Below are 12,179 nucleotides of genomic sequence, written 5' to 3' on the forward strand. Positions count from 1 at the left end.
GCTAACTCCTTGTGAACATTTTTGTTTTATGAAATACGCGGGTGGGCGTGCTTGGCCCACTGTGCGATGGCGTCCGGACCGCCATGCATAATCACTGTGCCGGGTTTGCGGCCTAGCTGGTAATCGTACATTGGGTCGTAGTAATGCTCTAGCAGGCTTTGTATCCAGGCGTTATGGCCGTCGCTGGCGCCGTTCTCTGCCTGTTGGGCCAGCGCGGACTCCATCATGCTGCGCAGTTGCTGATGGCGTTCGCCGCCAAGGCGCTTACGAATGCGATCGAGCGCGCTTAAAAGGTAGTCGCAGAAATTTAGCCAGCCGGCATTTTCGCCATTCAGGTTCGTGTAGTCGGCCAGCATATTTTCGACATAGTCTTGGCGAATAATATCAATGCGCTCGGCCATTGGTCGGTCCAGTACGGCCAACGGTGCCGCAGCCATGCGCTCCCGCAGGCTGACGGGCAGCGCGCAATGCCCCACAAGACGGCTTTCGTCTTCCAGATAAATGGGGCCGCCGTGATGATGCCTGGCGTGCAGCATGGCGACTGCAAGCTGGTTTTCGAAGTTGATTTGCGTGGGCTGTGGCGTTACCTGTCGGCCAAAGCTGGAGCCGCGGTGGTTGGCCAGGCCTTCGAGATCCACCGGGTTGGGCAGGGTGTGCAATACGCGGGTTTTGCCAGTGCCGGTGCGGCCGCTGAGGATGTAAAACGTCTCGCTGGCAATCTGCTGTTCCAGCTGATCGATCAGGAACCGGCGCATGGCTTTATAGCCGCCTTCCACCAGCGGATAATCAATGCCCGCTTGGGCAATCCACTGGCGTGAAAGATGTGAGCGCAGGCCGCCGCGGAAACAATACAGGTAGCCGTCTGGATGCTGGGTGCAAAAGTGTTTCCAGGCCTCAAGGCGCTGAGCCTTGATGTCGCCCTGCACCAACTGGTGGCCCAGCTCGATGGCTTTGCTTTGGCCCTGCTCTTTGTAACAAATTCCGACAAGGTGGCGCTCGTCGTCGTTCATCAGCGGTGCGTTAATAGCACCGGGAAGATGGCCTTTGTCGAATTCAACAGGCGCGCGCACGTCTAGCAGCGGTGTGTTGTTCAGAAATAGAGAAAGGTAGTCGTTGGTATCTTGTTTGCGGGTCATAAAGGAAGAACAAACTGGCCAGATTGGTCGCTGAGTATAGAGCAGTTAACGCGGTTGTGTTGGGGCGGGCACAAAAAAGAGCCGTCCTTATTAAAAAGTCGGCTCGTAAAGGTCAGTGCTTCGCGCTGAATTTTTGCAGCCAAGGCCAAATCAGCATCCCGGCAGCGATGCCGGCGGCGTCAGCGGCCACGTCAGCCATTGAAAAGTCGCGGTAGGGCAAGGTGGCTTGCACAATTTCTATCAGCATGCCGAAGCCCAGCAACAGCGGGACGAAGTAGAGCGGTTTCAGCTGCGGCCAGCCCAAACGCATCAACAACGTAAGCTCCAGAAAGGCAATCAGGTGATTGACCTTGTCGCTGGGCGCAGAGGGCACTGGTAGCGGGCCTGCGGTCGTGGCCAGAAACAGAATAGCGGCAATAGACGCCAGTAGCGCAAATCGCCACAGGGCGCGTAAACGGAGTAATTGTGCAAGCCGTTGTTTCGTGGTTGCTAAAAGCATATCGATTGTTTGTTCCGGCTGTGGCAAAGAGCGCATCATGATATGCTTTGCAGCCCGTCAATGTCACTGTAACCAAGGTTTTTGCGCCATGCTCAATGGTAACTTTTTTCGCGGATTGGGATATCTGGGCGAGGGTTTTGGCCTTATTTGGCAACCCGGTCTTCGCCTTTTTGTGATTATCCCCCTGCTGATTAACATTCTGCTGTTCAGCCTGCTGTTTTTTTATCTGGGTGAATTATTTTCCGGTCTGATTGCGACTGCTATGGGCTGGTTGCCAGACTGGGCTTGGCTGCAAGCGCTGGACTGGCTGTTCTGGTTGCTTTACGGCGCTGTTATTGTGTTGGTGCTGGCTTACGGTTTTGTGATTGTGGCCAACCTGATTGGGGCCCCGTTTTACGGTTACCTGGCGGAGCGCTGTGAGCAGCACCTGACCGGTCAGCCAATAGGCGAAGATGAAGGCTGGGCGGGTATTGTTAAAGACATTCCGCGCTCACTGTGGCGCGAGTTGCAGAAAATCGGCTATTACCTGCCCCGTGCCTTGGGCCTGCTCATTCTGGGGCTGATTCCGGTGGTGAATCTGGTGGCGGTGGTGCTCTGGTTTGTGTTCAATAGCTGGATGATGGCGCTGCAGTATGTGGACTACCCGGCAGATAATCACAAGACCAGCTTTCCGGTGCTAAAACAGATGCTGGCCGAGCGCCGATTGTCGGCCTTGGGTTTTGGACTGCCGGTCGCACTGGCAGCCATGGTGCCAGTATTGAACTTGTTTGTGGTGCCGGCAGCGGTGTGCGGTGCCACGGCGTTATGGGTGCGTGAACAAGGTTCCGCACGTCTTTGATTGAGATTTGGATTTGGAGGTTGCTTGGAAACGTCGGATTTTGTCATTGGTCAGCGCTGGGTTAGTCACAGCGATACAGCCCTGGGCTTGGGCATAGTTACAGATATTTCCGGACGCAGGGTGACCCTGGGTTTTCCGGCGGCTGACGAAGAGCGTACCTACGCCACCGACAACGCGCCCTTGTCGCGCATTATTTATCAGCTTGGTGAAACCATTGAAACCTTTGATGGCGGAAGCTACATCGTGCGCGCGGTGGAAGACATGGCCGGTTTGCTGGTTTACCACGCCGATGATGGCGAAAACATCCAGACGGTTTCTGAGGTGAAGCTCAGCGGAACGGTGAACTTCTCGGCCCCCCATCAGCGCCTGTTCGCCGGCCAGTTTGACCGTAACGGTGCCTTTCGGCTCCGTTTTTCCACGTTGAACCACCTTGACCGTCTGCGGGCCTCGCCGGCCGAGGGCCTGATTGGTGCTCGCACCCAGCATTTGCCCCATCAGCTCTATATTGCCGGCGAAGTGGCCCGGCGTTTTGCCCCGCGGGTACTGTTGGCCGACGAAGTAGGCCTGGGCAAAACCATTGAGGCTGGTTTGATTCTGCACTATCAGCTGCACACGGGCCGCGCCCGGCGGGCCTTGATCGTAGTGCCAGATTCGTTGATACACCAATGGCTGGTTGAAATGCTGCGGCGCTTCAACCTGCGCTTCTCCATTGTTGATCAAGGCCGTTATGACGCCATCAAAGAACAGCAGAGCGACGTGGATGCTCTGATGAGCCATATATTTGGCGAAGAAGGTCGGGAAAACCCATTTGAAAGTGAGCAGTTGGTGTTGTGTAGCCAGAGTTTTCTGACCGCCACTGAACAAGCCCGAAACGACGCCATAGCGGCCGGCTGGGACCTGCTGATTGTTGATGAAGCGCACCACCTGGCCTGGAGTGAAAGCCATGTTAGTGCGGAATATCAAACAATTGAAAACCTGGCGGCGGCGAGCCAGGGCCTGCTGCTGCTGACCGCAACGCCAGAACAGGTGGGGCTGGCCAGCCATTTTGCGCGTTTGCGCCTGCTGGATCCGGCGCGGTTCCACGACTTACAGGCGTTCCGCGAACAGGAAAGCCAGTATGAAGCGGTCAACGCCGTGGTTCGCCGATTGCAGTCTGAACACACCATCGCAAGCGGCGACCAGCAAATTCTAGAGCAGTGGCTGGGTTCGCAATTGCCCCAGCTGCTGACAGAGAGCGACCCCCATCAGGCGATTATTGACGCCCTGCTGGATCGCCACGGCACCGGCCGGGTGTTGTTCCGTAATACTCGCGCTGCTATCCAGGGCTTTCCCGAGCGTCTCCCACACCCGGTGCCACTGCCGTGCCCCGAACTCTACAGCGGCTTTACCCGCGGCATTGACGGCCTGACCCCCGAACGCAGCGAACCCGACGAAGAGCAGTGGCTGGCGGAAGATCCGCGGGTAGCCTGGTTGCAAAAAACACTGGCGGGTTTGCGCCCAGCCAAAGTGGTGGTGATTTGCGCCCACGCCAGCACGGCTATGGCCCTGGAGCATTTTCTTCAGCTGCGCGCCGGTATTCGCAGCGCAGCGTTCCACGAACATTTAAGCCTGATAGAGCGCGACCGCGCCGCCGCTTATTTTGCAGACTCCGAGCAGGGTGCCCAAGCGCTGATTTGCTCCGAGATTGGCAGTGAAGGCCGTAACTTCCAGTTTGCCCATCATTTGGTGCTGTTTGACCTGCCGGCCAACCCGGACCTGTTGGAACAGCGCATTGGCCGCCTTGACCGTATTGGCCAAACCAGCGCCATTGATATTCATATCCCGTATCTGGAAGGCACCAGTCAGGAAGTGCAGTACCAATGGTTCCAGCGTGGTCTGAACGCCTTTGCAGAAAGTTGCAGTGTGGGTGTGGCCGTGCAGGAGTCGGTAGCCGAGGCCTGGCAGCAGTCGCTGGCGGGCGACGAAGCCGCTCTGGAAGCCCTGGTGAGCGCTTCAGCAGCGGAAACTGCGCGCCTGAAAACCCTGCTGCAGAATGGCCGCGATGCGCTGATTGAGCTGAACTCCTGCCGCAACGAGCCGGCGCAACAATTGATTGATGCCATTGAAACCGAAGAATCAGCTGCGGCCGTGCGCGACTATATGATGGAAGCCTTCGACATTCTGGGTGTGGATGTAGAAGACCATTCCGAACATTCGGACGTGCTGCGCCCGGGCGAGCAGTACCAGGCCGGGCACGTGGCCGGCTTGCCCGAAGACGGCATAACCGTCACCTGGGAACGGGACCGCGCGCTGGAACGCGAAGACCTGGCGTTCATGAGCTGGGAGCACCCGATGGTGACCGGCATTATGGAGTCAGTGACCAGTTCCGGACTGGGTAAAGCTGCGTTGGCCACCATGTCGGTGAAGGCTTTGCCCGCCGGCACCCTGCTGATGGAAGCCCTGTTCACTGTGCATTGCCCTGCGCCAGACGCTCTTCAGTTGACCCGTTACCTGCCGGTGTCGCCGCTGCGCTTGCTGGTGGATGTGACCGGCAAAGACCTGTCGAAAGCCCTGCCCCATGACCGCCTGAACGACATGTGTTCTAATATTCGCCGGCGCACAGCACAGGCGATTGTGCCGCAAATTCGCGCCCAGGTTGAAACCATGGTGGACCATTCCCAGCGCCTGGCTGAGCCGCACCTACAACCGCTGCAACAAAAAGCACTGGCGCAGGTAGATGCAATGTTCGGCCCGGAAATACGCCGCCTGGAAGCCTTGCAGGCGGTGAATCCGGCGATTCGTAATGAGGAAATCGAGTATTTCCGCGCCCAGCTGGCAGCTGCCCGCGAAGCAATAGGGCACGCCACACTGGCGTTGGAGGGCATCCGGGTGATTGTAACCGCCTGATGCTGTAACACGACGGGCTTAGCTGGCCAGATATTAAGCAATCAGGTAACGTAAAGTGATGAAGATCAGCTGTTCAAACCAGGCACAACAGGGGAATTAATGATGACGTTCATACTGTTTATAGTGGCGATAGCGGGCTTGCTGGTCGTGATGCGCCAGGAAGCCGGAGCGAAAGCTGCGGTGGGTGTTATGGTGGGCGTAGGCCTTTTGTCGTTGCTGTTTGCATCGTTCGGGCTGGCATTGCTTCTGTTTGTTGGTGCCGGCATTACGGCCGCCGCCGGCTTACCAGGCTTTCGCCGCAGCTGGTTAACGCCCAAAGCCTTTGCCCTGTTCAAGAAAGTAGCCCCGAAAGTATCTGAAACGGAAAAGGTAGCGCTGGAAGCGGGCACAGTAGGTTGGGACGGCGAATTGTTTACCGGCAAACCTGACTGGCACAGTCTGTTGATAAACCGCAACACCGGCCTGACCGACAAAGAACAGACGTTTGTGGATAACCAGTGCAACCAGGCGCTGGCCATGTGCAATGCCTGGGATGTAGCGGTAGAGCGTGCCGACCTGCCGGAAGAGCTGTGGGACTTTCTCAAGCGCGAAAAGTTCTTCGGTATGATTATCCCTGAAAAATACGGTGGTCTGGGATTCTCCGCGAAAGCTCAGACCGCCGTGCTGCAGCGCCTGGCCGTTAACGAAATGCTGATGGTAACGGTTGGCGTGCCCAATTCCCTTGGGCCTGGCGAGCTGCTTATAAAATACGGCACCGATGAGCAAAAAGAATATTATTTGCCGCGCCTGGCTGACGGCCGCGAAATACCCTGTTTTGGCCTGACCGGCCCGCGCGCAGGTTCCGACGCCACTTCGTTACCGGATACCGGTATTGTGTGTAAGCAGGAAGTTGACGGCAAAGAAGTCATTGGTTTGCGTCTGAATTTTGAGAAACGCTGGATTACCCTTGCACCAATCGCCACGGTGGTGGGCCTGGCCTTCCGCATGTTCGACCCCGATGGCTTGCTGAGCGACGTTGAAGACCGCGGCATTACCTGCGCACTGATTCCCCGTGATACCGACGGCATGGAAATCGGCCGTCGCCACTGCCCGATAGGAAGCCCGTTTCTGAACGGCCCGATTATTGGCAAAGACATGTTCATTCCGCTGGACTACCTGATCGGTGGTGAAAAAATGGCCGGCGAGGGCTGGCGCATGCTGGTGGAATGTTTGTCGGTGGGCCGCTGCATTACGTTGCCGTCTGGCGCTGCCGGTGGGGCTGCCTTCGCGGTGGCCACGGCCGGTGGCTTTACCCGGATAAGGCGCCAGTTCAATACGCCAGTGGCGGAAATGGAAGGCGTACAGCAGCCGCTGGCGCGGATTGCTGCCAAAACGTACATTGCCCAAGCGGCGGTTAACCATACCGCCAACATGATTGACCAAGGCCAGAAACCGGCGGTGCCGTCGGCGATTCTGAAGTACCACCTGACCGAGTATCAGCGCGACATTCTCAGCGATGCGATGGACGTTCACGGCGGCAAAACGGTCACCCTTGGCCCACGCAATTACATGGGTATTTCGTTCAGTAGTTCGGCAGTGTCTATTACCGTTGAGGGCGCTAACATAATGACCCGCAGCCTGATGATCTTTGGCCAGGGCGCCATTCGCTGCCATCCGTACGTGTTAAAAGAGCTGGCGGCGAAAGACAACGACGACATCGATGCCTTTGACGAAGCATTTTTCGGTCACGCCGGGCTGGTGTTTGGTAACGCTGCCCGAGCCTTTACCCAAGCCTTGGGCATTGGTCGCGCAGACGTGCCGTTTGATCACGGTGCGCGTAAATACGCCCAGTCTGTGGCCCGCTTCAGCGCCGCTTTCGGGCTGTGTTCCGACGCGGCTATGACCACCCTGGGCAGTGAGCTAAAAATGCGCGAACTGACCTCTGCGCGTTTGGGTGACATGCTGTCGAATCTGTATTTGGCTTCTATGGTTCTCAAACAGTGGCACGAAACCCAGCCGGTGGACGGCGAGCAGGCACTCATGGCCTACAGTCTGGACATGCTGCTGGCGCGTACGGAAACGGCGCTGGTGGAATTCCTTGATAACCTGCCGAATCGGTTGGTGGCCGGCGCACTGCGGGTGATTACCTTGCCCATCGGCCGACGCTGGACTGGCCCGAATGACGCTCTGACTCACACCGTGGCGCAGGCCATTTCAACGGATTCGCCACTGAGGAAAAAACTGTTGTCCAGCCTGTGGGTGGGTGACAGTGAAAACGGCGTCGACACCGTTGCCTATAACCCCGTAGCCAGTTACAACAACCTTCTGAAAGACAACGCCAAAGCTGAAAAGCTCTATCGCAAAGCCAACAAGGCTTACAGCAAGGGCGAATTGCCGATCATCGCTTTGCACCCGGAGCAACGTTTTGAAGCCGCTTTGGACGCGGGCGTGTTCAGCGACGAAGATGCAATCTTTATGCGTGATTACGAAGCAAAAGTGCTGGAAATGCTGACGGTGGACGACTTCGCCTTTGACGAATTCGCACGCAATAAAAAGTCGGTGATTGATCACAACCCCTCAGAAGCGCAGCCTTCTTGATGGCGCATTGAGTATGTGGTTGTCGGTTCTGGCCATTAGCGGTGGTGCGGTGCTCGGCGCGAATGTGCGCTGGGCACTGGCTTTGTGGCTGAACGCCAGCCATCACCATGTGCCGCTGGGCACGTTGGTGGCAAATATGGCCGGTGGCTGGCTGGCGGGTTTGTTGCTGGCCTGGTTCAGCCACAGTTCCAGCCTGTCACCGGAGTGGCGCTTGTTTGCCATAACCGGCCTGTGTGGCGCGCTAACGACTTTCTCCACTTTCTCGTTGGAAATGCTCACGGCCTTGCAGCAGGGAAAGTGGGGCATGGCTCTGGTGGGTATTCTGGCCCACGTTTGCGGTGCGTTGCTGATGACGGCTGTTGGCTTTTATACGGTTGCATTGATCAAAACTTGATCTGCACCATTACCTATGCAAAATTGTCAAAATCCACTTGGCAAGCCCTGAGTTCCCGAGTAGAGTAATTCTTGAAGGAAATATTCAGTGAAGCATTTCATTAATAAGACGTATTCCAGCGGTTAGTATTAGACCCAGTGATGAGCAGTTACCGTCCTTTTATTGATTCCGCAGATTCTGGTTTCCCGTAAACACCGGCTCAAACCATCTTGGTTGAGCAGGGTGAATAATTGATTGATTGCAGGATATTTGAGCATGTCTACTACTACCGGTACTGTTAAGTTCTTCAACGAAGCAAAAGGATTTGGTTTCATCACTCGTGAAGGCGGCCCCGACGTATTCGTTCACTACAGCGCTATTCAGGGCGGCGGTTTCAAGACTCTGGCAGAAGGCCAGCAAGTCGAGTTCACCGTTACCCAGGGCCAGAAAGGTCCTCAAGCGGAAAACGTTGTACCTCTGTAATCCCGCTTGGATTCAGAAGTAACCCGCTATAAAAAAGGCAGCCCAGGCTGCCTTTTTTTGTGGGTGTTATCCGTACTGAATAAGATTTTAACAATGGCCGCTTAGCGGGTGATAACCGCGGGGTCACCACGGCCCTCTACCGCCGCCAGTTCCGCGCTGGATAACCACTCGCCGGGTGGCAATGCCATTACGCTGGCGCAAGCCGCCAGGGCGTGGGCCCAGGAACAGCCATTGGTAAACAGCATGCCGGCTTCGGTCAGCGTGCCGCCATGGTTGCGGTAACCCAACACCCGTGATGTTGCCGGTGCCGGAAACAGCGTGTGTAAATGGCCACGGAACACTTCCGGGCGCATGTGCGTGAGTGCGACCCGGCGGCTCAGTCGGCCCGGGAATAACTGTTCACGTTCCAGTTCATTCATACACACAGCGGCTTCCTGGGCGTCGCGGGGCTGGCGCAGGCGCCCTGGTTCCTGAACGTACACCAGGCGGAAGGCTGCACCGCTGTCGCGCAACCGTTCGCACGCACGGATGGTTTCTGACAGCTGGTAGGCGCCATTCGCAATCAGCATAACCGGCTCGCGCCCGCCAGTGTCTTCATCAATCACAATCGCTCCCTGGCGCGCCAGCAGCGCCGCTTCGGCGGTGTTGAACACACACGGCCGCTCGCGCTTTGGCACAACCATGCAGGTAATGCGACCGCGGCTGCGATAAATGCCGGGCATCAGCGCCAGGGTGCTGTTGTAGTCAGCGGGGAACACCACGCGGGACACATCACTCATTTCCCCTAATAAGCTTTCACAGAAGGTTGTGTCTTGATGGGATTGTTCGTTCTTGCCGTTTTCCCAGGTGTGGGACGTTGCTACCACGGGCAGGCCAAGCCAGCGCGCAGGGCGCCCTACTGCGGCTTGATGACGGGCGAATATCAGTTCCTGGCGGATGGCTCCGAGCATTTTTACGCAAAAGGCTTCGTAACTGGCCACCAGGTTGAGGCCGGCCTTGTTGGCCAGGCAAGCAGAAACCACGGCCTCTTCATTCAGCACGGTAATAACCCCGCCCAGAACGGATTCGCTGTCGTTTTCCGGTTCGTTCACCCGGTGTTTTAACAGGTGCAATACGCCTTCCAGGCGATTGCTGGCAAGCTCGTCCGGGTTGCCCACGCGGGGCCTTAATGTCGGGTTGGCCTCAACCAGGGCACAGAAGAAATCGTTAATAGCAGTCATCGGCGATGCCGCCTGCTGTACCGGCGCCAACGTTGGAATCACCGGCTCCGGCGGATTGCGCAGGGCCAGAGGGTGGTCCCGTTCCAGCGGCCGTTTCTGATCCTGATGGCGGTTCAGCGTGCGCAGTGCGGCGGTCAGTTCGTCTAGCTCAACGTGCAGCGGCGCGGTGTGTTGATGAAACAGCTCGCGTATGCGTGCGTCAACCCGTGGGTTGCCCGGCAGCGGCAAATTATGTGCAGCATTTTCGCCCGCGCCGTAAAAACCGAAGCCTTTGACGGTTTCGGCAATGCCGTAGGGAATCCGTGCGGGATAGTTCTGCTGACCACTCAATACGGCTTCGGCCTGTTCTTCCAGCGCCCATTCCATATCCAGCATGGCGCACACAAATGCGGCAGGGTCGCGACCGTCAAAGCGGAAGGGTGCAAAGCCGCGGGCGGACAGATGTTCTTCAAAGCGCTCCAGGCCTTCGCGGGTACCCAGTTCGGTACGCTGCTCAATGCGCCGGCCGTTGGCAATCATGATGGGCATGATCAAGCCGCAGTCTTCAGCGCGCCACCAGCGCGGAATCCAGTCGCTGCCGCGCTGCTCTTCAGCGGCACCGTCCGACAAAAACGCTACCAGAGATTCGCCAGGTAAGGGCATGTGCGCGTATTGCAGCTCGGCAAAGCCCAAATAGCCGCCTTCGATAATGCCGCCGGCGGTGTAAGGGTTAACGTGGCTGCCCAGGGGCGCCACGTTGCTGCCATCGGGGTTCTGGCGGTAACTGTAAAAGTCCCGGGCTAGCTGTGTCAGGCCATCGGCCCCGCCATAGGCCTGCTGTTGTTCCGGATGCAGGTTGCCGGTCAGAACATTCAGGGCGTCAACAGCTGCCACGCAGTGGCCCTGGCCCATCAGCCAGCTGCGGGTTTTTCCGGTTAGGCTATTAGTAGTCAGGTAGGCGGCGTAAGCGGGCACCATATTCAGCGCACCGCCGGTGTGGCCTTCCGGTTTGGGTTTGAAGTCATCCGCCGCCAGGGCCTTGCCGTTCAAGCATACCCGGTTGGTGTAGGTCATGTGCACGACTTGCCACATGCCTGCACTGACAAGTCTGTCGAGAGCGGCCAGGTGATGGAATACGGTTTCCAGATTTGGCTGTAGCTTGCGATGGACCAACTGCCGCGCTGAGTGCAGAACCCTTGAACACAGCAGGTCACCGTGGCTGATAACGCCATAGCCGGCGCGCCAGTAGTTGTATGCGTCTTGCGCGTTGCCAGTCAGAGTGGCAATCGAAGTGTCAATTAGAGTGTCAGTCAGAGAATCGTTGTTTAGGTCGGGCGCAGACATAGAAGCCTTTTTTTTATGTCAAAGTATGGCAGAAGTATATGCGCGGCGGATTCGGGGGCTATTGATGTAGGTCAGCCTGGTAGCCTGCACAGATTACACCGGAGTAAGATCTGGTGTCGGCTGCGGTGGAACCGGTGGTTTGAGAATTTCTAGGTAAAACTGGCGATTTCGGCGCTGGTTAAAAAGCGATGCTCACCAGCGGCCAGTGCCGAATCCAGCGTTACCCCGCCAATGCGGCTGCGGTGCAAAGTCGTGACGTGATTACCAACGGCGGCCATCATACGTTTGACCTGGTGGTAGCGGCCTTCAGAAATAGTCAGCTCTATGAGCTGTGACTGCAGCACCTTCACCTGAGCGGGCTTTGTCGGCTTAGTGTCGTTACGAAGCATCACGCCGGTTTCCAGTGCCGCAATGGCCGTGTGTGAAATCGGCTCGCTCAAAGCCACCTGATAAGTTTTCGTGCACTCCACTCTTGGCGAGGTGACCCGGTGCGACCACTGACCATCGGTTGTCAGCAGCAGCAAACCGGTAGTGTCTGCGTCCAGGCGGCCGGCAATATGAAGATTGCGGGTCAGCTCTGCCGGCAGAAGATCCAGCGCTGTGGGCTGGTCATTGTCGCGGGTGGCGCTGATATATCCTGCGGGCTTGTTGAGCATCAAGTAGCGCTCAGCAGGTAGGGCAACGGGTTCTCCTTGCAGCAAAACCTCAGCGTTGGCCGGAACGGCGGCGGCCGAATTCTTCCACAGGGCGCCGTTTACCTGAACGTCACCAGCGGCTATGGCATGCTTTGCTTCTTTGCGTGAAAGGTCTGAGCTAGTGGCAATAAATTGATCGAGGCGCATGG

General features: G+C 57.2%; 9 protein-coding genes. 5 read left to right on the forward strand and 4 right to left on the reverse strand.

Going from position 1 to position 12,179, the window contains the following annotated elements; genetic code table 11:
* Positions 1 to 26: 26 nt before the first annotated feature.
* The gene (mnmH, locus tag ATG98_RS09415; RefSeq protein WP_098420811.1) at positions 27 to 1,136 is read right to left on the reverse strand and encodes a tRNA 2-selenouridine(34) synthase MnmH; all 1,110 of its coding nucleotides are present in this window, start codon (positions 1,134 to 1,136) and stop codon (positions 27 to 29) included.
* Between the two features lie 112 nt (positions 1,137 to 1,248).
* Positions 1,249 to 1,635: a VanZ family protein gene (locus ATG98_RS09420; protein WP_228706072.1), complete on the reverse strand. Its 387-nt coding sequence runs from the start codon at positions 1,633 to 1,635 to the stop codon at positions 1,249 to 1,251.
* Between the two features lie 88 nt (positions 1,636 to 1,723).
* On the opposite strand from ATG98_RS09420, the gene cysZ reads away from it, so the two are divergent.
* The 5 genes from cysZ to ATG98_RS09445 all read left to right on the forward strand — a co-directional run bounded on the left by cysZ (position 1,724) and on the right by ATG98_RS09445 (position 8,792).
* The gene (cysZ, locus tag ATG98_RS09425) at positions 1,724 to 2,473 is read left to right on the forward strand and encodes a sulfate transporter CysZ (RefSeq protein WP_098420813.1); all 750 of its coding nucleotides are present in this window, start codon (positions 1,724 to 1,726) and stop codon (positions 2,471 to 2,473) included.
* A 24-nt stretch (positions 2,474 to 2,497) separates the two neighbouring features.
* Entirely contained in the window at positions 2,498 to 5,359 is a 2,862-nt protein-coding gene (gene rapA, locus ATG98_RS09430; protein ID WP_098420814.1) for an RNA polymerase-associated protein RapA, read from the forward strand.
* A gap of 102 nt (positions 5,360 to 5,461) precedes the next feature.
* Complete coding sequence (locus tag ATG98_RS09435; RefSeq protein ID WP_218925925.1) at positions 5,462 to 7,936, forward strand: acyl-CoA dehydrogenase; 2,475 nt, start codon at positions 5,462 to 5,464, stop codon at positions 7,934 to 7,936.
* Between the two features lie 13 nt (positions 7,937 to 7,949).
* Positions 7,950 to 8,330, forward strand: a complete 381-nt coding sequence (gene crcB / locus ATG98_RS09440; protein WP_098420816.1) for a fluoride efflux transporter CrcB — start codon at positions 7,950 to 7,952, stop codon at positions 8,328 to 8,330.
* Positions 8,331 to 8,585: 255 nt separating this feature from the next.
* Complete coding sequence (locus tag ATG98_RS09445; protein ID WP_007348333.1) at positions 8,586 to 8,792, forward strand: cold-shock protein; 207 nt, start codon at positions 8,586 to 8,588, stop codon at positions 8,790 to 8,792.
* A gap of 101 nt (positions 8,793 to 8,893) precedes the next feature.
* On the opposite strand, the gene ATG98_RS09450 is transcribed toward ATG98_RS09445, so the two are convergent.
* Positions 8,894 to 11,335, reverse strand: coding sequence for a xylulose 5-phosphate 3-epimerase (locus tag ATG98_RS09450; RefSeq protein WP_098420817.1), 2,442 nt, complete (start codon positions 11,333 to 11,335; stop codon positions 8,894 to 8,896).
* Between the two features lie 149 nt (positions 11,336 to 11,484).
* On the reverse strand, positions 11,485 to 12,177 hold the full coding sequence (locus tag ATG98_RS09455; protein WP_098420818.1) for a pseudouridine synthase: 693 nt from the start codon (positions 12,175 to 12,177) through the stop codon (positions 11,485 to 11,487).
* Between the last annotated feature and the right edge of the window lie 2 nt (positions 12,178 to 12,179).

This window comes from Marinobacter sp. LV10R520-4 (assembly GCF_002563815.1).
In the GTDB taxonomy this organism is placed as follows: Bacteria; Pseudomonadota; Gammaproteobacteria; order Pseudomonadales; family Oleiphilaceae; genus Marinobacter.

Coding starts and splice junctions, on each gene's coding strand:
- ATG98_RS09445 (WP_007348333.1), top strand. CDS start 8,586: ATGTCTACTACTACCGGTACTGTTAAGTTCTTCAACGAAGCAAAAGGA.
- ATG98_RS09435 (WP_218925925.1), top strand. CDS start 5,462: ATGACGTTCATACTGTTTATAGTGGCGATAGCGGGCTTGCTGGTCGTG.
- ATG98_RS09455 (WP_098420818.1), bottom strand. CDS start 12,177: ATGCGCCTCGATCAATTTATTGCCACTAGCTCAGACCTTTCACGCAAA.
- crcB (WP_098420816.1), top strand. CDS start 7,950: ATGTGGTTGTCGGTTCTGGCCATTAGCGGTGGTGCGGTGCTCGGCGCG.
- ATG98_RS09420 (WP_228706072.1), bottom strand. CDS start 1,635: ATGCTTTTAGCAACCACGAAACAACGGCTTGCACAATTACTCCGTTTA.
- mnmH (WP_098420811.1), bottom strand. CDS start 1,136: ATGACCCGCAAACAAGATACCAACGACTACCTTTCTCTATTTCTGAAC.
- cysZ (WP_098420813.1), top strand. CDS start 1,724: ATGCTCAATGGTAACTTTTTTCGCGGATTGGGATATCTGGGCGAGGGT.
- ATG98_RS09450 (WP_098420817.1), bottom strand. CDS start 11,335: ATGTCTGCGCCCGACCTAAACAACGATTCTCTGACTGACACTCTAATT.